Annotated in this window: 18 protein-coding genes; 11 read left to right on the forward strand and 7 right to left on the reverse strand. The window is 67.2% G+C overall.

Features of this window, described 5'->3' with window-relative positions; genetic code table 11:
* Positions 1-7 precede the first annotated feature (7 nt).
* From AC5P9N_RS07965 to AC5P9N_RS07975, 3 genes are all read right to left on the reverse strand, one after another.
* Complete coding sequence (locus AC5P9N_RS07965) at positions 8-1,681, reverse strand: MFS transporter (RefSeq protein ID WP_088610893.1); 1,674 nt, start codon at positions 1,679-1,681, stop codon at positions 8-10.
* A complete protein-coding gene (locus AC5P9N_RS07970) occupies positions 1,681-2,247 on the reverse strand; it encodes a TetR/AcrR family transcriptional regulator (RefSeq protein WP_019659167.1) in 567 nt (188 codons plus the stop codon). The genes AC5P9N_RS07965 and AC5P9N_RS07970 overlap by 1 nt, the downstream gene beginning before the upstream one ends.
* Positions 2,248-2,447: 200 nt before the next feature.
* Positions 2,448-4,655, reverse strand: a complete 2,208-nt coding sequence (locus tag AC5P9N_RS07975) for a TonB-dependent receptor (RefSeq protein ID WP_012479581.1) — start codon at positions 4,653-4,655, stop codon at positions 2,448-2,450.
* 135 nt (positions 4,656-4,790) lie between these two features.
* Here AC5P9N_RS07975 and AC5P9N_RS07980 point away from each other — a divergent pair, with 135 nt between their 5' ends.
* Together AC5P9N_RS07980 and AC5P9N_RS07985 are read left to right on the forward strand one after the other, a co-directional pair.
* Entirely contained in the window at positions 4,791-5,204 is a 414-nt protein-coding gene (locus AC5P9N_RS07980; RefSeq protein WP_008264835.1) for a MerC domain-containing protein, read from the forward strand.
* A 110-nt stretch (positions 5,205-5,314) separates the two neighbouring features.
* Positions 5,315-5,494, forward strand: a complete 180-nt coding sequence (locus AC5P9N_RS07985) for a 30S ribosomal protein THX (RefSeq protein WP_004150462.1) — start codon at positions 5,315-5,317, stop codon at positions 5,492-5,494.
* Positions 5,495-5,594: 100 nt separating this feature from the next.
* Here AC5P9N_RS07985 and AC5P9N_RS07990 read toward each other — a convergent pair whose 3' ends face one another.
* The 3 genes from AC5P9N_RS07990 to AC5P9N_RS08000 all read right to left on the reverse strand — a co-directional run bounded on the left by AC5P9N_RS07990 (position 5,595) and on the right by AC5P9N_RS08000 (position 9,238).
* Entirely contained in the window at positions 5,595-6,845 is a 1,251-nt protein-coding gene (locus AC5P9N_RS07990) for an alkaline phosphatase family protein (protein ID WP_043035680.1), read from the reverse strand.
* A gap of 426 nt (positions 6,846-7,271) precedes the next feature.
* Positions 7,272-7,763 carry a methylated-DNA--[protein]-cysteine S-methyltransferase gene (locus tag AC5P9N_RS07995; protein WP_021202265.1) on the reverse strand — a complete coding sequence of 164 codons (492 nt, stop codon included), beginning with the start codon at positions 7,761-7,763 and terminating at the stop codon, positions 7,272-7,274.
* The gene (locus AC5P9N_RS08000; RefSeq protein ID WP_049460174.1) at positions 7,760-9,238 is read right to left on the reverse strand and encodes a DNA-3-methyladenine glycosylase 2 family protein; all 1,479 of its coding nucleotides are present in this window, start codon (positions 9,236-9,238) and stop codon (positions 7,760-7,762) included. The genes AC5P9N_RS07995 and AC5P9N_RS08000 overlap by 4 nt, the downstream gene beginning before the upstream one ends.
* Before the next feature lie 624 nt (positions 9,239-9,862).
* On the opposite strand from AC5P9N_RS08000, the gene AC5P9N_RS08005 reads away from it, so the two are divergent.
* The 5 genes from AC5P9N_RS08005 (at position 9,863) to ubiM (ending at position 13,954) form a co-directional block, all read left to right on the forward strand.
* Complete coding sequence (locus tag AC5P9N_RS08005; RefSeq protein ID WP_005408698.1) at positions 9,863-11,026, forward strand: COG3904 family protein; 1,164 nt, start codon at positions 9,863-9,865, stop codon at positions 11,024-11,026.
* Positions 11,027-11,084: 58 nt separating this feature from the next.
* A complete protein-coding gene (locus tag AC5P9N_RS08010) occupies positions 11,085-11,630 on the forward strand; it encodes a DUF4019 domain-containing protein (RefSeq protein ID WP_005408699.1) in 546 nt (181 codons plus the stop codon).
* A gap of 24 nt (positions 11,631-11,654) precedes the next feature.
* The gene (locus AC5P9N_RS08015) at positions 11,655-12,089 is read left to right on the forward strand and encodes an SMI1/KNR4 family protein (RefSeq protein ID WP_495223824.1); all 435 of its coding nucleotides are present in this window, start codon (positions 11,655-11,657) and stop codon (positions 12,087-12,089) included.
* Positions 12,090-12,306: 217 nt separating this feature from the next.
* Positions 12,307-12,696 carry an MAPEG family protein gene (locus AC5P9N_RS08020; RefSeq protein ID WP_099485274.1) on the forward strand — a complete coding sequence of 130 codons (390 nt, stop codon included), beginning with the start codon at positions 12,307-12,309 and terminating at the stop codon, positions 12,694-12,696.
* Positions 12,697-12,775: 79 nt separating this feature from the next.
* Positions 12,776-13,954 (forward strand): 5-demethoxyubiquinol-8 5-hydroxylase UbiM, encoded by a 1,179-nt coding sequence (gene ubiM / locus AC5P9N_RS08025; protein ID WP_099485273.1) that lies wholly within the window; start codon positions 12,776-12,778, stop codon positions 13,952-13,954.
* An 11-nt stretch (positions 13,955-13,965) separates the two neighbouring features.
* On the opposite strand, the gene AC5P9N_RS08030 is transcribed toward ubiM, so the two are convergent.
* Complete coding sequence (locus AC5P9N_RS08030) at positions 13,966-14,187, reverse strand: RNA-binding S4 domain-containing protein (protein WP_005408703.1); 222 nt, start codon at positions 14,185-14,187, stop codon at positions 13,966-13,968.
* Positions 14,188-14,454: 267 nt separating this feature from the next.
* Here AC5P9N_RS08030 and AC5P9N_RS08035 point away from each other — a divergent pair, with 267 nt between their 5' ends.
* The 4 genes from AC5P9N_RS08035 (at position 14,455) to AC5P9N_RS08050 (ending at position 21,574) form a co-directional block, all read left to right on the forward strand.
* A complete protein-coding gene (locus AC5P9N_RS08035; protein ID WP_024956275.1) occupies positions 14,455-16,401 on the forward strand; it encodes a DEAD/DEAH box helicase in 1,947 nt (648 codons plus the stop codon).
* 218 nt (positions 16,402-16,619) lie between these two features.
* Complete coding sequence (locus AC5P9N_RS08040) at positions 16,620-19,043, forward strand: putative bifunctional diguanylate cyclase/phosphodiesterase (protein ID WP_164212672.1); 2,424 nt, start codon at positions 16,620-16,622, stop codon at positions 19,041-19,043.
* Between the two features lie 109 nt (positions 19,044-19,152).
* Complete coding sequence (locus AC5P9N_RS08045) at positions 19,153-20,817, forward strand: sensor domain-containing diguanylate cyclase (protein ID WP_099485271.1); 1,665 nt, start codon at positions 19,153-19,155, stop codon at positions 20,815-20,817.
* A gap of 34 nt (positions 20,818-20,851) precedes the next feature.
* The gene (locus AC5P9N_RS08050; protein WP_005408708.1) at positions 20,852-21,574 is read left to right on the forward strand and encodes a pseudouridine synthase; all 723 of its coding nucleotides are present in this window, start codon (positions 20,852-20,854) and stop codon (positions 21,572-21,574) included.
* Positions 21,575-21,676 lie beyond the last annotated feature (102 nt).

The following is a 21,676-nucleotide window of genomic DNA, read 5'->3' on the forward strand; positions in this document are numbered from 1 at the left end:
CGAGAACTCAGCGGGGCGCGGCCGGCGTGGCCACAGCGGGGGAAGTGGGGTGGCGCTTGCGCCATTGCTTGAGCACGGCGGTGCGCAGCGACAGCAGCAGCAACCAGCACAGGAAGCCGATGGCCAACCAACCGCTCAGTGTGAACACATCATTGAAGCCGCGTACGTTGGCTTCACGGCGCGTCGTCTGCGCCAACTGCGCGCTGCCCTGCGCGCTGCGCAGCACCGGATCGGTGATCTGGGCGCTGTACAGCTGCTGTTGGATGCGCAGGCGCTGTGCCACCACCGGATCGGCCGGGTCGAGCTGGCTGGTCAGCGCGCTGGAATACAGCTGCTCGCGATGCAGCTGGAAGGTCCCCAGCACGGCCGAGCCGGCCAGGCCGCCCAGCGTCTGCGTGATCGACAGCGTCACCAGGAAGGTGATCATGTGGTCCACGCCCTGTTTCAGCGCGGCGGAAATGCCGAGCATGATCAACGGGCCCATGAACATGCCGGCACCGACCGAGGCCAGGAACTGGCTGGCGTAGAAGTCGTGCGGCCGATCCATGCTGGTGCGGTGCTGGTCGAAGAACGCGGCAGCGCCCAGCAGCAGGATCGCCATCAGCAGCTGCGGGATCAGCCGCTTCGGCCCGAAGGTCAGTGCAGTGCCGGCGATACCGGTGACCACGCCGGCAAGAATCACCACGAACAGCGGCCGCAACTGATCAGGGCCCATGCCGAGCGTGCGCATCAGGTTGACCACGCCGTAAGACTGCTCGGTGGTCAGGAAGCGGATCAGGAAGGCGCCGACGATGAAATGCAGTACGGGCAGGCTGGCCAGCCAGCGTGTCTGCAGCAGCGGATTGCGCCGGTAGTGCTCGATGATGAAGGCGGTGGTGGACAGCACGATCGAGGCGACCAGGGCCCAGCCCAGCCACGGCGTGTTGAGCCACCAGCGGGTGTAGCCCTGCGCCAGCACGATCACCAGCAGCGCGACGGCCGGTGCAAGCAGGGCAAAGGTGAGGAAGTCCAGCGGTTCGAACGCCTTCACCTGGATGCCGGGCGGCAGCTTCAGCACCACCACTGCCGCGAACGCGCACAGTGCCAGCCCGGCTTCGAATGAGTAGAGCTGATGCCATTGGCCGGTATCGACCAAGCCTGGTGAAACGATCCAGGCGATCGGCACCGCCAGCTGCGAAAGGCCGACGCCGACCACCAGCAGGTTGCCGGTAAAGCGGCGCGGCAGCGCCTGCAGCATGTACAGCGTGCCCAGTGTCGAACAGGCCGCACCCGCGAAGCCGCTGGCGGCGCGGGTCAGCATCGTGGTCTCGAAGCTGCCGACGAACAGGTGCAGTACCGCCAGCGCTGCGTACAGGCCCAGTCCGATCTCGGCGAACAGGCGGATGCCGTACTGCTGGCGGAACTTGAAGGCCAACAGGTTGGCGGTGACATTCACCATGGCATAGGCCGCCACGAGCCAGCTGCCCTGGGTCGGGGTCAGTGCCAGCTGGCCCTGCAGGAACGGCAGGTTGGCGGTAACCAGCGCATTGCCGAGGCCGCCGGTGATCGCCACCAGCAGTGATACCAGCGCATAGGCCGCGCGCCGATACGGCGGGTGCCAGGGCATCGACGCCGAACCGGGCATGGTCGGCTTTTCGTGCTCCTCCCAATCCGGAACCGGCTTCAGATACGGCTGGACCATCAACGGGCCTCGCTGGCAGCTCCCTGGAGACCCCCACGCAGCAGCTGCAGGGCGCGCCCGGCCAACTGAGCGCGCTCGTCGCGGGTCTTGCCGCGCAGGGCCGCACCCAGCATGCCCGAGATCAGTGAAATATCCGTCTTTTCCAGGTCGGCACGGCACAGCCCGGCGGCCTTGGCGCGCGCGATCGGTTCCTCCAGCAGGTCGCGCACGGTCTCGCGCGCGGCGCGCATGGACGGCACGTCCGAATCGACCGCACGCCAGTAATCGGCCAATGCCGGCGAATCAATGATGCGCTGGGCCATGCCCTCGAACACCTCGAACAGGGCGTCGTCGCGGTCGCCGAGCTGTTCCACCTGGCGCCGGATGCGATCAACCGTACGTTGCAGCAGCGCCTGGATCAGCGCGGTGCGGTCGGGGAAGTTGCGGTACAGGGTGGCACGGCCTACCTGGGCGCGTTCGACCACCAGGTCCAGCGGGGCGGTGACACCGTGTTGGCCGAACACATGATCGGCGGCGTCGAGGATGAGGGCACGGCGGGCGGCGGCATCGGCACGTTGGGCAGTCATGGAATAATTTTCGGACAAAAGTGTCCGATTGGCGAGACATTGGGTGACGGGATTGTCCGCTTGTTGTGGTACGCACATCTTTGTGACGGATGTGTGATGGCGTGGGTCGAAATGAAAACGGGGGCCCGAAGGCCCCCGTGGAATGGCGTGGGGGTCAGAGCCCTTTCCTTCGAAAAGGGCTCCGACCCCGCCGTGCGCGATCAGAAGAACGCGCGGATGCCGAATGCGACACCACGGCCTGGCAGCGGCGAGTAGTCGCGCAGCAGCGAGGTATGCGGGCGCACTTCACGGTTGGTCAGGTTGCTGCCATCCAGGAACACCTCGTAGCTGTTGCTGGCGTTGCGATCCCAGCGGTAGGCCAGGTGCGCGTCGACCAGGGTGTAGCCGTCGCTCGGGGCTTCGTTCTGGGCGACGTCCTTCTGGCGGCTGTAGCGGACCGCACCGACCGAAGCGCGCCAGCCGTCCTTCGACCAGCGCAGGTCGGCGCCGACGCGGGCCGGTGCGATGCGCGGCAGGTAACCGGTGTTGGCCAGCTCCACCGTGTAGTTGTGGTTGTGGTCGCCGTGCGGCACGGCGATGTCCAGGTTGCGGCTGCCGCTGCCATCCAGCTTGGCCTTCACGTAGTCGCCGAACAGGCGCAGATCCCAGTCACCGGCGCCGCCCTCGAACAGGTGCACCAGCGCTTCGGCCTCGGCACCGCGGAACACCGCATCCTGCTGCGTCCAGGTGCGCACCGGCAGGCCCTCGGTGATGCCGGTGTCGGCCAGGTAGATGAAGTCCTTGAACCTGGTCTGGTAGACCGACGCGGAGAAGTCCAGGCGCTCGCTGTGGGTGTGGATACCCAGTTCCACGCGCTGGCCGCGCTCGGTCTTCAGGTTGGCGTCGCCGATTTCCAGCGAACGAGTGGCGATGTGCGCGCCGGCGGCATACAGCTCTTCGTTGGTCGGTGCACGCTCGGAGCTGTCCACGCCGATGCGCAGGTCAACGGCATCGTTGAGCTTCCAGATACCAGCGGCAGACAGGTTGGTGGCACCGAAGGTGCGGCGGCGGTAGTCACCGGTCGGGTCCAGCTTGACCTGGTCGTGGCGGCCGCCCAGTTCCAGCTTGAACGGGCCGAACTGCTTTTCCTGCAGCACGAACAGGCCGATGTTCTTCGTGCCGGTATCCGGAACGAACGCCTCTTCGCCCTTGGCACCGAAATCACTGTTGCCGAACTGCAGGCCGAAGGCGCCGTCCCAGCCGCCGATCTGCTGCTGCACCGCTTCCAGGCGCGCTTCGATGCCGCGGTTGGTGAAGCGGGTCGACGGCGTACCGGCTTCCAGCTCCACGTGTTCGTAGTCGGTGTAGGCCACGCGTGCGTTGATGTTCTTCAGGAACGAGACCGGGTTGTAGATGCCGGCCTTGGTCTCGAAGCGGTTCTGCACCATGTCGATGCGCACGTCGTGCTCGTCGCCGCCTTCCTCTTCGTCGCCATGGTCGTGACCGTGGTCATGGCCATGATCGTCACCATCGGCGTGCACGTGCGCGCCATTGGGAATGCCGTAGTTGGTGCGGTAGGTACTGGCCGATACGCCGAAGTAGCCGCCGTCGCCCAGCCACGTTGCGCCGACGCCACCGGCGCGGGTGCGGATCGAGCTGTTGTCGAGGCGGCCGCGGCGCGGTTCTTCGCCTTCCTCGCCCGCGTGGTCATGGTCGTGGTCGTCGTGGTGGTCTTCAAGGCTGTCGATCACCGCGTAACCGGGAATGCGGTAGTCGTCGCCATTGCGCACCAGGCCATCCACATGGAGCACGACGTTGCCGCTGACGCCATCGAGGCGGAACATGCCGCTGCGCTCGTTGTTCACCGAATTGCCGCGCAGTTCGGCACGACCGCTGAGCGGCCGCTCAGGCAGCTCGCGCGCGATGCGCCCGTCGACCACATTGACCGCACCACCAATGGCGCCGCTGCCGAACAGCAGCGTGGCCGGGCCCTTCAGTACTTCGATCTGGTCGGCCAGGAACGGCTCGATGCTGGTGGCGTGGTCGGCGCTGACCGTGGACGCATCCATGTTGCCCATGCCGTTGGACAGCACGGCCACGCGCGGGCCTTCCTGGCCACGGATGATCGGGCGGCCGACGCCGGGGCCGAAGAAGGTGCTTTGCACGCCGGGCAGCTTGGCCACGGTATCGCCGAGGGTGCCGGCCTTCTGCTCGTCCAGGCGTTCACCGGCCAGAACCTCCACCGGGCGTGCCAGCGATTCGGCGTCACCCTGCAGCGGCGACGCGGTGACCTGCACCGACGACAGCTCGGTCAGGTGGCGGTCACGATGGGCGGTGTCCTGGCCGGCTGCAAAGGCGACGGACGGCAGCAGGGCGGCGAGCGCCAGGGCCAGGGAATGCGGCTTGAGCCGTGGGGTATGGGCGGGCATGGACGGGTCCTTTGTTACAATGTATCAATCGCGGGGCGCACGAATCCCGTCGATGGGACAGGGGGAGGGAAACCGTGCGGGTCGGAGAGGGATGTTATATTATTCCATAACGATTCGCCGACCCTGCTGGAAGTCATGTCCCTGTCCTCACGCCTGCGCCACCTGCTCGACCGTTTCGGCGCCACTGGTTCGATGCTGTGCGCGGTGCACTGCGCGGTGATCCCGGTGCTGCTGGCCGCAGCGCCTTCATTGGGGCTGTCGTTCTGGCTGAGCGACGGCGTGGAACAGGCGCTGGTGGTGTTCGTGACCCTGCTGGGGTTGTTCAGCCTGGTCTGGGGCTACCGCCGGCACGGTGCGCTGCGTGCGCTGGGCTTCCTGATTCCCGGTCTGGTCGCATTGTGGGCCGGCGTGCTGTATGACCCGCTGCACCACAATGCGGTGCCGCACGCGGTGGTGATGACCATCGGTGGCCTGCTGGTGGGTGTGGCCCATCTGGTCAACCTGCGCCTCAACCACGGTCACGTGCACGACGCCAGCTGCGCGCACTAGGCGCTCCGTGATAGGATTTTCGATCGTGCGCGGGGGCGCCCAGCAAGGCGGCCCCGCCGAACCCGTGTCAGTACGGGGTAACCAGATTTCACATTTGAGGAGTTGAAGACATGGGTAAGGGTGACCGCAAGACCGCCAAGGGCAAGCGCTACAACGCCAGCTATGGCAACGCCCGTTCGCACACCGCCAGCAAGGTCGCCGTAGGCGCCGCCGCTCCGGTTGCCAAGAAGACCGTGGCCAAGGCTCCGGCGAAGAAGGCTGTGGCGAAGAAGGCCGTCGCCAAGGCCTGATCCGGTCGAACGACCGGTTCAATGAAAAACGCGGCGCCTGGCGCCGCGTTTTTTTATGCCTGCCCGGTGAGCCGAGCGTGGGTTCGGCTCTACAACCGCATCAGCGCAGTGTCTTCTTCAGCGTTTCCGGATTGCCATCGTTCGGCGCGGCCGGTACCAGCAGCAGGTGGGCCAGCAGCGGATAGACATCGACGTTGTCGAAGCCATCGATCACCAGGCCCTGGCGGAACGACGGGCCGCCGGCCACGAACACTGCGCGCATGGAAGGCAGTGCGTTGTCGTAGCCATGCGAACCTCGATCCTGCTTCGCACGCTTGGCGATCTTCTCCTGATGCAGGGCATCCCAGCCTTCATCCATGACACAGACGATGGCCGGAACCCGCGGATGCGTGCCGTAGTGCCAGCGTGCCGGCAGGTTCTCCTTCTTCCAGCATTCGTAGTGCGCGTGGCGTCCGAGCAGGGCGCGTTCGGCTTCCGCTTCGCGGCCGGCGACCGGCGCAAAACCCACCGACTGGCCTTGGCTGATATTGCGTGCAATGGCCGGGTCGGCCATCGACTCGGTCGCGATCACGTTGCCGTCGGCGACGCTGGCCATGCCGTGGTCGGACACGACGATCACGTTGGTGGTCTTGGCCAGATCGCGCTGCTGCAGCCCGTCGAGCACCTGGCCGACGATCTGGTCGGCGCGCACGATGGCGTCGGCGTACTGCTTCGACCCGGGGCCGTAGTTGTGGCCGGCCTTGTCCACGTGTTCCATGTACAGCGTGGTGAGGCGCGGTGCATCAGCATCGGTCTGTGCCAGCCAGTCGAGCACGATGCCGGCCCGCTGCTCCAGCGGTTCCTTGCCGTCGTATACGCGCCACTTGCTGGGGCGCACGCCGCGGATTTCAGACTCACTGCCCGGCCACGCCGTGGTGGCCGAACGTACGCCAGCGTTCTCGGCACTGACCCAGATCGGTTCGCCACCCCACCAGCCGCTGGTGGTGACCGCGTCGCGGTTGCTCAGTTCGAAACGGCCCAGGGTTGCATCGTCCATGCTGTTGTTGACGATGCCGTGGTGGTCCGGACGCAGGCCGGTGACGATGGTGTAGTGGTTGGGGAAGGTCAGCGACGGATAGGACGGCGTCATCCAGCGTGCACGCACGCCGCCGTCGATCAGTCGCTGCAGGTTCGGAGTGAGCCCACGATCCAGCGCATCGGCGCGCAGGCCGTCGATGGAGATCAGCAGCAGCTTCGGAGGCGAAGCCGCAGCGGCGGAACCGGGAACGGAGGCGGAAGGGGCGGGCGCGGTGGTGCAGGCGGCCAATGGCAGCAGCAGCGCCAGCGCGCAGGTCAGGCGTACGGAAGTCATCCACGCATGATAAGCCCGCGCAATGACGCGCCCAAGACACGGCGCGCTATCGCGCCCCGTGTCCGCGCATTTTTTCTTATACCCGCGCCTGTCGGCGCGCCCCATTCAACAGGAAGGGGGCTTTTCTCCAGACATAATTCCTGATGCTTCCATCCACGCATGGCGTGGATCTACCGTGTCGACCAAGGTCGACACCTATCAACAGTTGCGCAGTGCGCCGTCCCGACAGATCGCAGGAATCTGTCGAAGGCGGGGTGGGTCCGGTTGCGGGGGTGTCCGCGGCATGGATGCCGCGGCCAAGCCCCCAAGGACGGGTTCACGGCGTCCCCCGCAGCCGGACCCACCACGCCATGCTTCGGAATGCTGCTGCTGCTTCGGCCGTTGCGGTTGCCTCTGCGGGTGCCGGGCGCAGCCCGGCCAGCCCTTTCAGGCGAAGAGCGGGGCCTGGCGTTGTTCCAGCCGCAGCAGCGCGGCCTTGGTTTCCAGTCCGCCGCCGAAACCGGTCAATGCGCCGTTGCTGCCGATCACGCGATGGCAGGGCAGGATGATCGGCAGCGGATTGCGCCCGTTGGCCGCGCCGACCGCGCGGGTCGCACTGGGCTGGCCGAGGTGCTGCGCCAGCTGCAGGTAACTCCAGGTCTGGCCGAACGGAATCAGTGCCAGCGCCTGCCACACCCGCAGCTGGAACGGCGTGCCACGTGGCGCCAGCACAAGGTCGAAGCTGCTGCGTTCGCCGTGCAGGAACTGCAGCAGCTGTTCGCGCGCTTCCGGCAGCGCATCCGGTGCGTAGTGCCAGTCATCGCGTCCGCGTGCCGGATGGCGGTTTTCGGGGAAAAGCACGTGTGACAGGCCACGTTCGTCACCGGCGATGGTCAGTACGCCGATCGGGCTGTCGAAACGATCAAACAACAGGGTCATGTCGGTTCTCCAACGAACGTGCCGGACAAGTGCCACAGGTGCAGCACGGCATAGGCGCGCCACGGCCGCCAGGGCTGCGAGCGTGCTTCGGTCGCGCGTTCGCTCAGGCGCTGGCCTTGCGCGTGGCCGAGCACCTGCTGCAGCACAAGATCGCCGGCGGGGAATGCATCGGGCTGGCCGAGTCCGCGCAGGGCGATGTACTGCGCGGTCCACGGGCCGATGCCGGGCAGTGCCACGCAGCGCGCTACGAATTCTTCCAGCGCCTGGCCGGGACCGAAGTCGAGCTCGCCACTGGCACAGGCAGCGGCCAGTGCACGCACGGTGGCGGCGCGGCTGCGCGGCAGGCCGATCGATTCCAGCGGCGCCTCAGCCAGCACCTCGGGCGCGGGGAACTGGCGATCGAATTCCGATGGCATGCCCGGCAGATGCGCCCCATACGCATCCACCAGACGCCGCGCAAAGGTGGTGGCGGCGGCGACGCTGACCTGCTGGCCGAGCACGGCGCGTACGCCGACCTCGAAGCCATCCCAGCCGCCCGGAACGCGCAGCCCCGGGCGTTCGGCGATGCCGCGTGCCAGCAGCGGTTCCTCGCCCAGGGCGGCATGGACCTGCTGCAGGTCGGCGTCCAGATCGAACACACGACGCACACGGCGCACGATGTCGGGGATCAGGCGCGGGTCGACCGCACCCAGCTGCAGACGCAGTTCCGGGCGCTTCGGGTCGGCGGTGACGCGCAGCAGGGTGGGGCGCTCGGGTGTGCCGAGCACGCGCTGGTAGCTGTCTTCGCCGATCAGTTCGATGCCAGGCAGGCTGCGCTTGCGCAGGAAGGCCAGCATGCGCGGGAAGTCCAACGGTGGGCGGTACACGAGCCGCAGTACCAGGCCGCCGTCATCGGCGGCAAGCGGCTGGTGCTGGCGACGCAGCGCCGTCGGTGCCATGCCGCAGCCCTGCAGGAAGGCGGTATTGAAGCGGCGCAGACTGTTGTAGCCGGCGGCCAGCGCAACATCGGTCACCGGCAGCGTGGTTTCGGTCAGCAGTTGCTTGGCCAGCAGCAGGCGGTGGGTGGCATGGATCTGCCCGGGTGTTGCGCCGAGATGTTCGACGAACAGGCGCTGCAGCTGGCGCGCGCTGAGGCCGATCTTCTGCGCGAGGTCTGCAACGGGCTGCTCCTGCAGGAAGCCGCCGTGGATGATGGCGAGGGCGCGCTGCACGGTTTGCCCGGCCAGTGCCTGCTGGGCCTGCGGTGCCAGTTCGGGGCGGCAGCGCAGGCACGGCCTGTAGCCGGCAGCAGCGGCCGCGGCAGCGGTCGGATAGTAGGTGATGTTGCGTGGCTTCGGCGGCGGCGCCGGGCAGACGGGGCGGCAATAGATGCCGGTGCTGCGCACGGCGGTGAAGAAAACGCCGTCGAAGCGTGCGTCACGGGCCAGGCGGGCGCGGTCGCAGGCGGCGGTGTCGAGGGCGAGGGCGGTGTCCATGGCGCCAGTCTAGGCCTCTGGCGACGGCGATACTCGCCACATTCGGACATGGATGCTGAAGGGGGATCTGGCAGGACTGCGCCCTGCACCCGTGGTTGGGCAGGGCTGCGCCCGGCACGCGTGGTAGTGCCGGCCGCTGGCCGGCAACAGCAACAGCAACAGCAACAGCAGAAGCAGAAGCTGGTTTCCTGCGGCAGGGCGTGCTGGGTCCGGTGGCAGGGGACGCCCTGAACCCCCAGACCGGCCCAGCCGCTGGCGGCTGTGCGTTCGGGCGCTTGCGAAGCAGTGCTTCGCAAGCAAAGCGCCCTCACCCATGTAAGCTCGGTCGCCGCTTGCTCGTGTGCGCAGTCCTGCGCACACGGCAAGACCGGGGTTGGGCGTCCTGCCCAACCCGCCCGAGGCATGCCTCGGGCCCATGACGCTCACGCCCCTGCAACCGGACCCACCCCGCCTTCGAGAGGTTCCTGCGACATGTCTTGCGGGCGTTCTGCGCTGCTGTTGGTGGGTGTCGACCTTGGTCGACACGCTTTTCCCAAGGGTCAGAAGGGGTTCAGTGCCACGCGCTGAATGCGTGCCCCGGACGGGTAGACTGTGGCTCTTGCTCACGTGAAGACTGGTTGCCCGATGTCCGCCAAACTCCGCTGGTTGCCCCTGTTGTGCCTGGCCCTGGCGGGCTGCAGCCAGCTGGAGAATCCGGGCAATGTCACCGCCGCCGACAAGGCCGCGCGGGCGCCGGCCAGCGATGGTGAGAACATGGTGTCGATCAATGCCGCCGATGCACCACCACCGCCGGCGCCGCCGCGCAGCCGGGCGGATCGGCCGTGGCCGCAGGCGCAGTTGGAGAATGGCCGCGCCTGGGTCAGCTGCAGTACCGAGTACGCCGGTGAGGCGGGCGATGGCGTCGAGCTGGAGGGCCTGCAGCGCGAACAGATCACCCAGGCACTGGCGCCGTGCGCCGAGCGCGGCCTGATGCGTGTGCGTTACGCCGGCAAGATCAATCCGGGCTTTGCCGAGATGATGTGGCGGTTGGCCGTGGTGGCTGACGAGCAGAAGATCCACAAGCGCATCCTCGACCTGGATTCCAGCGGCGGCCAGGTGGAATCGGCGATCGTCGCCGGCGACAGCATCGGTGAATCGGGCTGGACGATCTGGGTGCGCGAGGGCTCGATCTGCCACAGCGCCTGCGTGTTCGTGCTGGCCGCCGGTGACAACCGCCTGCTGTCGGGCAAGGTCGGCATCCACCGCATGATGCGGATCAGCTCGAAGGCCACCTCGCGCGCGGAACTCAACCGCGAACTGCACGAGGTCTACGACAACGTGAAGGACTACCTGCAGCGCAACGGCGTGGCGGTGGGTGTGGCCGATCTGATGATGACCGTGCCCAACCGCAGCCTGCGCCTGCTGACGCAGGACGAGCTGCGCCAGTACGGCCTGGACGGCACCAACGCGGTGCAGGACGATCTGGAACGGATCAAGCAGATGCGGGCCTGTGGTGACGACTTCGTGCAACGCAAGGACGCGTTCCTGATTGCCTTCGACCAGCAGTGCAAGCGCGAAGGCGCCGACATGGAATCGATCAACAGCTGCGGCCAGGCGCTGAAGCAGCGCTTCGGTTTCCCGGACGCGGTGTGCCCGGAAGAAAGCCCACTGTCGGAGATCGATGTGGCAACGCTGCCACCGGCACCGTCGGAGCCGCCGCCGGTGGCCGAACAGGCGCCAGTGAACACCGCCGCGCCCGCCGCGCAGGCTGATGCGGCAGCGGTGGAGGGCAACGCCCCGGCACGCTGACGGCATAGTCACCGCGCTGGCGTAGACTGCGGTTCTCTCCAGAAAACCGGCGGTGTCCATGAAGCGTGTGCTCCTGCTGCTGTCCCTGCTGCCCCTGACCGCATTGGCGCAGGCACCTGCGCCGGCCACGCCGGCACCGGCTCCGGCACGCCCGGCCCCGGCCTCGCCAGCGGCTGCGAAGCCAGCCACCGCCGGTGCCCCGGCGTTGACTGCTGCACAGCAGGCCCAGGTGCAGAAACAGGATGCCGAGATGGGCGCTGCTGCACTGAAAGCCGCGCAGCTGGTCGATGCCAACCGCGCCGGCGAACTGTGGGATGGCGCCTCCGCCGTCGCGCGCCGTGCAGTACCGAAGGCCGCATTCGTCAGCCAGCTGACCACCGAGCGCACGCGCCTGGGTGCGCTGGCCGGGCGTGGCCAGCCCACCATCACCCGGGTCAAGTACAGCGCAGGTGCCGCAGTGCCGGAAGGGCTGTACATCAACGTCAGTTTCCCGACCCGTTTCGCCAACAGCGCGCAGCCGGTGCGCGAGCTGGTCTCGTTCCGTTTCGACGAGGACCAGGTGTGGCGCCTGGCCGGTTACAGCCTGCGTGCGTCGGCACCCTGAGGATCGGTAGCAGGTAATTCATTGGTGGAGCCATTTGCAGAGATGCTTGGAAAAACAACGACGCAATATCATCTGACCGAAGGGCAGCTTAATGGCCCGGCTGCAGCTTCGGCGGTCGATGGTCTGTCAACGCGCGTGGGATTTGCGCTCCCTGAAAGTTACATTGAATTCTTCAAGGCCCACGATGGTGGTGAAGGATTCATTGGCGATGGCTACATCATTTTCTGGAGAGTCGAAGAAGTAGTCGATTTCAACCGTGAATATGAGGTCGGGACATATGCCCCGGGAATATTTTTGTTCGCTTCCAACGGCGGAGGCGAGGGGTATGGGCTTGACACATCGGATGTGGCAATGCCGGTGGTTCGGGTTCCTTTCATAGGTATGGATCGTCAGCATGCGATCTTGGTGGCGAGGGACATTCCCGATCTGTTCGCTCAGCTGGCAGAACAGGATGGTTGACTTGAACAAGCATTCGCGCCCCAGGGGCATGGAATTGTTTGAGATCAAGCCCGTTATCCTTGGCGGTGATCCGGTCTGTCCTGAGAATAAAACGTGGTTGACGAGACAGCAGCATTTTGAGGCTGTGCGCTACTGGAATCGAATTATCAGCAGTCTGCGTAATGAATCGAAGTAATTGAGGATCGTCCGATCAACCTGATGCCCCGTGGATGAGCAAATGGCAACTGAACTGACAATGCTGGCCTGGTCGACCGTGCTCGGCTTCGTTTACATCTTCGCCACCTCCACCGTGGTCACCCGCGAGCGCGGGATGAAGTGGAATGCCTCGGCACGCGATGGCGACGCAAAGCCGGTCAGCGCGCTGGCCGGGCGCCTGCAGCGTGCGCAGGCCAACTTCCTGGAGACGTTCCCGTTCTTCGCCGCCGCCGCCATCGCGGTGGTCGTGGCCGGTCGCGGCAACGACACCACTACACTGGCGGCGCAGGCCTACTTCTGGGCGCGTGTGGTCTATCTGCCCCTGTACGCCGCAGGCGTGCCCTACGTGCGCAGCCTGGTGTGGCTGGTGTCGCTGCTGTCGATCCTGGCGCTGGTGTTCGCACTTCTGTAAGTCGGCCTGATCCAGATCAAGGCCGCTCAGGTGCGCGGCGCTATGCTGGCGCGAACTGAATCATCGGCAGGAGGCGCGCATGCGCAGGATGGACGTGGTGGTGGTCGGCGCCGGACCGGCAGGTCTGTGCTTCGCGCGCGCGCTGGCCGGCAGCGGGCTGCAGGTCGGGCTGGTCGAAGTGCAGCCGCGCCAGGCCCTGGCCGAGGCCGCCTTCGATGGCAGGGAGATCGCGTTGACCCATGCCTCGCGGCAGAGCATGGAGCAACTGGGTCTGTGGCAGCGCCTGCCGCAGGCCGAAGTCGCTGAACTGCGCGATGCCAAGGTGATGAACGGCGGCTCGCCGTTCGCGCTGACCTTCGCCAGCAGCCAGGTCGACGGCCAGCCGCTGGGCTGGCTGGTACCCAACCATCTGATCCGCCGTGCCGCATGGGATGCGGTGCAGGGCCAGGACGGCGTGGAACTGTTCGACGGGCGCAAGGTGCAGGGCGTGCAAGCCGATGCACAGGGCCACGTGGTCAAACTCGATGACGGCAGCCAACTGCATGCGCGGCTGCTGGTGGCCGCTGACAGCCGCTTCTCCGCCACCCGCCGCATGCTCGGCATCGGTGCGCAGATGCGCGACTTCGGCAAGTCGATGCTGGTGTGCCGCATGCAGGTCGAGCGCGACCATCGCCACACTGCCTGGGAATGGTTCGGCTACGGCCGCACGATGGCGCTGCTTCCGCTCAACGAGGGCCAGGCATCGGCGGTGATCACGCTGCCGCCGCGGCAGATCGAGGCGCTGCTGGCGATGGACGAGGTGGCCTTCGGCGAGGCCATCAGTGCTTGCTTCGAACATCGGCTGGGCCGGATGCAGCCGGTGGCCACGCCGCAGGCGTATCCGCTGGTGGGTGTGTACGCGCACCGTTTTGTTGGCGAGCGTTCGGCGCTGATCGGCGATGCCGCCGTCGGCATGCACCCGGTCACCGCGCATGGCTTCAACCTGGGCCTGGCCAGCGCACAGCGGCTGGCGCAGGGCATCGTCGCGCAGCAGCGTCGCGGTGCCGACATTGCCGCCGCCGGCATGCTGGCCAGCTACCAGCGGGGTCACCGGCTGGCGTCGCGGCCGCTGTACGAGGCCACCAATGCGATCGCCAGCCTGTACACCGACGATCGCCGCCCGGCGCGGCTGCTGCGGGCGGCCGGCCTGCGCCTGGCGCAGGGCGTGGCACCGTTCAGGCAGCTGATTGCCTTGCACCTGACCCAGCGCGTAGCCTGAACAGCCTCACATCAGCCGGCGGCCAGCACCCGGATCTGGCTGTCGGCGAACTCGACCACCTGGCCTGCGCGGATCTTGCAGGCCTTGCGCAGTTCGACTTCGCCGTCGACCCGCACCAGGCCTTCGCTGATGACCATCTTGGCTTCGCCGCCGCTGGTGACCAGGTCGGCCAGCTTGAGCAGCTGCTTGAGTTCGACGTAGTCACCGTCGAGGTCGAATTCGAGAATCTGCATGGAGCGGGGTTCCTGGGAAGAGGGGCGCAGGCCAGCGGCCGGGCCGGGAAGAGGGCGCGTATTGTGCGCCAGCACGGGGCATGACGGCACGCGCACGGAAAGCTGTACGCCTCGTTCAGGATCAATGCGGTATCATCCCGCTCTGAGCGAGTGAAATCTCCTCCGACCGAGCAGCGCCAGGGCACGCGATAAGAAGGGCGCCCAAAGCGCGGACCATCCCTTTTTTATCGCACTGCCAGGAAGACGGCAGTGCCTTCGGAGTTCCCCATGTCCCAAGATTCCCAAGCGCCGCTGCAGTTCGCGCAGCTCGGCCTGTCCGAGCCCGTGATGCAGGCGGTCACCGCCATCGGCTACGAAACCCCGTCGCCGATCCAGGCCGCCACCATCCCGGCGATGCTGGAAGGCCGCGACGTGCTGGGCCAGGCCCAGACCGGTACCGGCAAGACCGCCGCGTTCGCGCTGCCGGTACTGTCCAACATCGACCTGCAGCAGATCAAGCCGCAGGCCCTGATCCTGGCGCCGACCCGCGAACTGGCCATCCAGGTCGCCGAGGCGTTCCAGTCCTACTCGTCGAAGATCCCGGGCTTCCGCGTGCTGCCGGTGTACGGCGGCCAGCCTTACGGGCAGCAGCTGTCGGCCCTGCGCCGTGGCGTGCATATCGTGGTCGGTACCCCCGGTCGCGTGATCGACCACCTGGACCGCAGCACCCTGGACCTGTCCGAGCTGAAGACCCTGGTGCTGGACGAAGCCGATGAAATGCTGCGCATGGGCTTCATCGACGACGTCGAAGCGGTGCTGAAGAAGCTGCCGGAGCAGCGCCAGGTGGCCTTGTTCTCGGCCACCATGCCGCCGCAGATCCGCCGCATCGCGCAGACCTACCTGCAGGACCCGGTGGAAGTGACCATCGCGGCCAAGACCACCACCTCGGCCAACATCCGCCAGCGTTACTGGTGGGTGAGCGGCATGCACAAGCTGGATGCGCTGACCCGCATCCTGGAAGTCGAGCCGTTCGACGCGATGATCATCTTCGCGCGCACCAAGGCCGGCACCGAAGAGCTGGCCAGCAAGCTGCAGGCCCGTGGCCTGGCCGCTGCCGCCATCAACGGCGACATGCAGCAGGCCCAGCGTGAGCGCACCATCGCCATGCTGAAGGAAGGCAAGCTGGACATCCTGGTCGCCACCGACGTGGCTGCGCGCGGCCTGGACGTGGAGCGCATCAGCCACGTGCTGAACTACGACATTCCGTATGACACCGAAAGCTACGTGCACCGTATCGGCCGTACCGGTCGTGCCGGCCGCAGCGGCGAGGCGATCCTGTTCGCCACCCCGCGCGAGAAGGGCATGCTGCGCCAGATCGAGCGCGCCACCCGCCAGCCGATCGAAGAGATGCAGCTGCCGAGCGTGGAAGCGGTCAACGACACCCGCATCAACAAGTTCACCTCGCGCATCAGCGAAACCCTCGGTGCCGGCGGCCTGGACTTCTACCGCCAGCTGCTGGAGCGCTTCGAGAACGAGCAGAACGTGCCGGCCATCGAGATCGCCGCCGCGCTGGCCAAGATGCTGCAGGGTGACACCCCGTTCCTGCTGCAGCCGCCGGTGCGTGCCCCGCGTGAAGAGCGCGCCCCGCGCGAGCGTTTCGACCGTGGCGACCGTCCGGAACGTGGCGATCGCTTCGACCGCAACGAGCGTGGTCCGCGCTTCGAGCGTGGCCCGCGTCGCGACGACGCCGAAGGTGGTTTCGAGCAGCGTCCGCGCCGTGAGGTTCCGCCGCGTGGTGCACCGGAGCAGGGCATGGAGACCTACCGCATTTCGGTGGGCCACCAGCATGGCGTGAAGCCGGCCAACATCGTCGGCGCCATCGCCAACGAAGCGGGCCTGGAAAGCCGCTTCATCGGCCGCATCGACATCCACGACGACTTCTCGCTGCTGGACCTGCCGGCACAGATGCCGCCGGACGTGCTGTCGCACCTGCAGAAGGTGTGGGTGTCCGGCCAGCAGCTGCAGATGCGTGCGCTGGCTCCGGGTGAAGACACCAACCCGGCCCCGCGTCCGTTCAAGCCGCGCTTCGACAAGCGTGGCCCGGGCGGCCCGGGTGGTCCGCGTCGTGGTGGCCCGGGTGGTCCGGGTGGCCACGGTGGCGACCGCGGCGGTGACCGCGACAGCCGGCCGCCGCGTCGTGACGGCTTCAAGCCGCGCGGCCCGCGCAGCTTCTAAGCCGCACCCGCAGCCGTCCATAACAACGCCAGCCCCCGGGCTGGCGTCCAGGAAAAGGGGACGGAGGGGATTAAGTCGTAAATGGCAGGCCATGCGCTTATGCCGAAAACGACTTAATCCCCTCCGTTCCCTTTTTCGCATGGCCCACACATTGCCGGTCATAGGCTGGGCCGGTTCCAAGGCAGGTTGTCACCGCAGCACATTCGGGGGGATCCGGGATGGGTAGAAGTGGCACGGACCAGCAGAGCCGGCGGGTGCCGATGACCCGTGGGCTGGGATTGCGCTTTGCGTTGTTGACGGGCATGGCGATCGGGTTGGTCGCGTTGTCCGCGTTGATCCAGGAACTGCAGGCAGCCTCGACGGCCTGGATTGCCGGCCAGGGGTACTGGTCACGAGGGCAGCAGGATGCAACCGCTGCGCTGAGCCGCTACCTGGCGCGTGGCCATGCCCAGGACCTGGACGACGCGCGCCAGGCGCTGCGGATTCCATTGGGCGATCTGCAGGCCCGGCTGGCGCTGGAACAGGCGGTACCGGACGAGGAAAAGGCCAGGCAGGGCTTCCTGCAGGGTGGCAACGCGCGCGCCGATATCCCACGCCTGGTGTTCTCGTTCCGCTATGCACGCGACATCGGTGCATTCCGGGAAGCAACCACGCTGTGGCGACAGACCGACGATGATCTGTTGGCCGTGCAGCGGCTGGTTGCCGAGCTGCAGTCGGGGCACGCCCAAGGCGTGCTGCCAGCGGCGGACCGCGATCGGTACCTGCAACAACTGCGTGATCTGGACCGGCGGCTGCAGGTGCAGGCGCAGGCATTTTCGCAAGCGTTGCTGCGCATGGCCACGATGGTACGGATCGCCACGCTTGTGGTGGGCGGGTTGTCGGTGCTGGCGATCAGCCTGATGGCGGTGGCCCTCGCGCGCCGCGTCGGCAAGGACCTGACCGAGCATGAAAGCCGCTTCCGTGCGGCCTTCTACCAGGCCAATGTCGGCATGCTCAAGCTCGACACCGACGGCAAGGTGATCGAAGCCAACCAGGCGATGGCCGACATCCTCGACTACCGACGCGACGTGCTGCTGCAGATGTCGCTCGGCGATCTGTTGATGGAAGGCGAACTGGTCATCGATGGCGTCGGCCGCATCGACTGGGACCGGCAGCTGCGGCCGAGTGAACTGCGCTTCTGCCGCCGCGATGGCAGCCTGGTGTGGGGGCGCTGGAGTGGCACCGGCGTGCGCAGCGCGGGAGGCGGCCTGTCGGTGTTTGCGATCATCGAGGATGTCAGCCAGAACCATGCATTGGCACGTGAGATCGAGCATCACGCCAGCCACGATCCGCTGACCGGCCTGATCAACCGCCGCGAGATCGAGCGGCTGCTGGAGCGTGCGCTGCTGCAGGTACGCAGTGATGGCGGTACGCATGCGCTGTGCTACATCAACCTGGACCACTTCAAGCTGGTCAACGACAGCTTCGGCCATGCCGCCGGTGACCAGATGCTGCGCAGTTTCGCCGACTATCTGGTGGCGGCCGTGCGTGACGGTGACTGGGTCGGCCGCCTGGGCGCCGACGAGTTCGCCGTGTTCCTCGCCCATGCCGGGCAGGACGAAGCCAAGCGGGTGCTGCAGCGGGTGATCCGCAACCTGGGCCAGGCCACGTTTCCGATCAGCGAGGGCAGCCCGCAGCTGAGCTGCAGCATCGGCGTGGTCGAGGTCAGTGCCGATGCGCCGGACGTGAACTGGTTGATGAGTGCTGCCGACAGCGCCTGCTATGCCGCCAAGCAGGCCGGGCGCAACCGCGTGCACTGCTTCAATGAGAACCGCATGGCGCTGGAGGAGCGGCGGCAGGAGGCCGAGCGCCTGCAGGGCGTCAGCCTGGCGATGGCCGAGAATCGCATGCTGCTGTATGCGCAGCGCATCGCCCGCGTGGGCGATCCGTCCTACCTGCACTACGAGGAGCTGGTGCGCATGCGTGGTACCGATGGCAGCCTGCATCTGCCCGGCCATTTCATGCCGGCGGTGGAGCGCTATGGCATGGCAGTGGCGCTGGACCGGCACGTGCTCGGGCTACTGTTCCGCCACCTGCAGGTGTGCCCGGCGCACGTGCGCCAGCTGGGCCTGTGCAACGTCAACGTGTCCGCGCAGTCGATCGCCGAGCCGGGATTCCTCGCCTTCGTCTGCGACCTGCTCGAGCGCAACCGCGCGCTGGCCTCCAAGTTGTGCTTCGAGATCACCGAGACTGCGGCGATCAGCAACCTCAGCCAGGCCCGCGCCTTCATCGATGCGGTGAAGGCACGGGGGTGCCGGATGGCGCTGGATGACTTCGGCTCCGGCCTGTCTTCCTTCGGCTACCTGCGCCAGTTGCCGGCGGACATCCTGAAGATCGACGGCGCCTTCGTGCGCGACATGGATACCGACCCGGTCAGCCACGCCACGGTGCGCGCGATCAGCGAGCTCGGGCGCGAGCTGCAGATGGAAGTGGTGGCCGAGTGGGTGGAGACCGCCGAGGTTGCCGGTGCGCTGACCCGGCTTGGCGTGCAAGGGCTGCAGGGCTATGCCATCGAACGGCCGCAGCCGCTGGAGCGGCTGACCCTGGTCGATCTGCGCCCGGTACGGCTGGTCGCGGTGAAGGGGCCGCCGGCGGCTGGCTGAACCGCGGGCGCCGACTTTGGTCTACACATGCGTGGCGTGCCCGGCTGCGATAATGCGCGCCAGGGGCGGCGCGCAGTGGGCGCGGACGTAAGCAGGAACAGGACGTGGCGTGGGCGGCAGGCAGTGGCGGTATGGAACAGGAGCGGTGCTGGCCGTCCTGATGGTGTGGTTGGCGTTGCCGTGGCCGCTTCAGGCTGCAGAGGCCGTGTCGGGCCATGATTATCTGCTGGTCGGCGGCGCTACCGACGAGCCGACGCCGCACCGCGCATGCACGCCGGACATGCTGTCCGGCGCCCGCCAGCAGGTGCTGGTACCGGCTCCGCCGCAGGGCTGGTCAGGGCAACCGCAGGCGCTGGATGTGTTCAACGTCTTTGCCGGTGAAGTGCGCGTCCAGCATGGCGACCGCGAGATCTGCGGCAACATGCACGATGCGCGCACCCGCGATTCACGTTTCCGGGCTGGCATCGGCCTGGTGGCGGTACCGCCGGCCGGCAGCCATGAGCCGTTCCTGGTCTCCTGGCAGACACCGCTGAAGGCACGTTGGGTGCCGACCCTGCGGCTGGGCGCGCCCAGCCCGGTGCAGCAGAACGACACCGCCCGCCTGCTGGTGCGCGCGGCCTGCATCGCGGTGGCGATTGCGCTGGCGCTGTCGGCGTTGATGGCCTTCCTGACCACCCGGGACCGCAGTTTCCTGGTCTACATCGCCGGCACCACCGTGATGGTGCTGTGGCAGGCCATCCTCGGCGGGCTGAGCGGCTATCCGGAACCCTGGCTGCCGGTGGGCGAGCACGGCGCCTGGTGGCTGCTGGCGCTGACCGCTGCGACCCAGGCGCTGGTGCTGCCGGCGCTGTGGCGGCTGAACGGAGGCGACCGCGTGCTGCCTCGATCGCGCCCGGCCCAACTGGCGGTGTTGTGGACCCTGATGGCGCTGGCCGTGCTGGTGCCGTGGCTGCGCTGGGAGCATCTGGCCTGGGTCGCGAAGGGCTTGCAGGTGTCCTATCTGTCCGGATGTGGCCTGGCACTGATGGTCGGCGTCTGGGCACGCTGGCGCGGCGACCGTTGGGCACAGGCGGGTCTGGCCGCGCTGGCACCGATGCTGGTACTGATCATCGCCGATGCCTGTGGTGCGGCGTGGCTGCTGGAATACCGGGTGGAGGCGCTGCAGCTGGCGGTGACCTGGCTGTTGATGATGGCCGCGTATGCGTTGAACCAGCGGCTGGGCCGGCTGCGCCAGCAGCGTGATGAACTTCGCCAGCTGGCCGAGACCGATGGCCTGACCGGGCTTCCCAACCGTCGCGCCGGACTGCAGCAGCTGGCCCGCCATCTGGAACGGGTGGACCGTGAGCGCGGCCCGTTGGTGATCGGCTTCCTCGACATCGACCTGTTCAAGGACATCAACGACCGCCACGGCCACGCAGTGGGCGACCAGGTGCTGGTGGCGGTGGCGCGTGCCCTGCGCGCGGCGGTGCGCAGCCAGGACGAAGTGGTGCGGATGGGCGGCGAAGAGTTCCTGCTGCTGATGCCCGGCATGCCGCGCGAGGCGGCGTCGGCGCGGCTGGACCGCCTGCGCCAGCGCATCACCGAGGCTGGCCAGGCCCTGCAGGTGCCGGGGCTGGAGGTGACCGCCAGCATCGGCCTGGCGCAGTGGCGACCGGGCGAGGACGATCTGGCCGGGCTGCTGCGGCGCGCCGACCATGCCATGTACGTGGCAAAGCGGGCGGGCCGCAACCGGGTCTTCGACGGTGAGGAGCTCGATCCGCCCGCCCTGGCATGAAGCGCAGCGGGCGGCGATGCCGGATAATGGGCCGATGACCACCCGACTCAACAAACATATCGCCGACACCGGCTTCTGCTCCCGCCGCGAGGCCGATCGCCTGATCGCCGCGCGCCGCGTTACCGTCAACGGCCATCCGGCCGGTACCGGCGCGGTGGTGGGCGAGGAAGACCAGGTGCTGGTCGACGGCCAGCCGCTGCGCGCCCGCGTGGCACGCAAGCCCGGCGCCCGCCGCCACGTCTACATCGCACTGAACAAGCCGGTAGGCGTCACCTGCACGACCGAAACTTCGGTCAAGGGCAACATCGTCGACTTCGTCGGCCACGAACAGCGCATCTTCCCGATCGGCCGCCTGGACAAGGAATCCGAGGGGTTGATCCTGATGACCAGCAACGGCGACATCGTCAACCAGATCCTGCGCGCCGAAAATGGCCACCAGAAGGAATACCTGGTGGCGGTGAACAAGCCGGTCACCGATGAGTTCCTGCGCGGCATGGCGCGCGGCGTGCGCATCCACGACCAGATGACGCTGCCGTGCAAGACCTCGCGCATCGCCAAGTTCGGCTTCCGTATCACCCTGCAGCAGGGCCTGAACCGGCAGATCCGCCTGATGGCCGCCGAATTCGGCTATCGCGTGACCCAGCTGCGCCGCGTGCGCATCGACAACATCAAGATCGGCGCGCTGAAGCCGGGCCAGTGGCGCAACCTGACCGAGCAGGAACTGCAGGGCCTGCTGCCGAAGCAGCTGGACTGGTAAACGACGCCTGTGGGCCGAGCCATGCTCGGCCGCCATTTGCCGGGTGCAGCCGGGCATGGGCCCGGCTCTGCATAAGCTAGACTTCGCGGTGACCTGCCGGAA

It is taken from the genome of Stenotrophomonas sp. YJH_SMC_6, assembly GCF_059371335.1.

What these genes read in the sequence shown, in the direction of transcription:
- AC5P9N_RS07975 (WP_012479581.1), bottom strand. Translation starts at nt 4,655, where the DNA reads ATGCCCGCCCATACCCCACGGCTCAAGCCGCATTCCCTGGCCCTGGCG.
- ubiM (WP_099485273.1), top strand. Translation starts at nt 12,776, where the DNA reads ATGCGCAGGATGGACGTGGTGGTGGTCGGCGCCGGACCGGCAGGTCTG.
- AC5P9N_RS08030 (WP_005408703.1), bottom strand. Translation starts at nt 14,187, where the DNA reads ATGCAGATTCTCGAATTCGACCTCGACGGTGACTACGTCGAACTCAAG.
- AC5P9N_RS07990 (WP_043035680.1), bottom strand. Translation starts at nt 6,845, where the DNA reads ATGACTTCCGTACGCCTGACCTGCGCGCTGGCGCTGCTGCTGCCATTG.
- AC5P9N_RS08010 (WP_005408699.1), top strand. Translation starts at nt 11,085, where the DNA reads ATGAAGCGTGTGCTCCTGCTGCTGTCCCTGCTGCCCCTGACCGCATTG.
- AC5P9N_RS07970 (WP_019659167.1), bottom strand. Translation starts at nt 2,247, where the DNA reads ATGACTGCCCAACGTGCCGATGCCGCCGCCCGCCGTGCCCTCATCCTC.
- AC5P9N_RS08050 (WP_005408708.1), top strand. Translation starts at nt 20,852, where the DNA reads ATGACCACCCGACTCAACAAACATATCGCCGACACCGGCTTCTGCTCC.
- AC5P9N_RS07995 (WP_021202265.1), bottom strand. Translation starts at nt 7,763, where the DNA reads ATGACCCTGTTGTTTGATCGTTTCGACAGCCCGATCGGCGTACTGACC.
- AC5P9N_RS08035 (WP_024956275.1), top strand. Translation starts at nt 14,455, where the DNA reads ATGTCCCAAGATTCCCAAGCGCCGCTGCAGTTCGCGCAGCTCGGCCTG.
- AC5P9N_RS08020 (WP_099485274.1), top strand. Translation starts at nt 12,307, where the DNA reads ATGGCAACTGAACTGACAATGCTGGCCTGGTCGACCGTGCTCGGCTTC.
- AC5P9N_RS08040 (WP_164212672.1), top strand. Translation starts at nt 16,620, where the DNA reads ATGGGTAGAAGTGGCACGGACCAGCAGAGCCGGCGGGTGCCGATGACC.
- AC5P9N_RS08005 (WP_005408698.1), top strand. Translation starts at nt 9,863, where the DNA reads ATGTCCGCCAAACTCCGCTGGTTGCCCCTGTTGTGCCTGGCCCTGGCG.
- AC5P9N_RS07985 (WP_004150462.1), top strand. Translation starts at nt 5,315, where the DNA reads ATGGGTAAGGGTGACCGCAAGACCGCCAAGGGCAAGCGCTACAACGCC.
- AC5P9N_RS08000 (WP_049460174.1), bottom strand. Translation starts at nt 9,238, where the DNA reads ATGGACACCGCCCTCGCCCTCGACACCGCCGCCTGCGACCGCGCCCGC.
- AC5P9N_RS07965 (WP_088610893.1), bottom strand. Translation starts at nt 1,681, where the DNA reads ATGGTCCAGCCGTATCTGAAGCCGGTTCCGGATTGGGAGGAGCACGAA.
- AC5P9N_RS07980 (WP_008264835.1), top strand. Translation starts at nt 4,791, where the DNA reads ATGTCCCTGTCCTCACGCCTGCGCCACCTGCTCGACCGTTTCGGCGCC.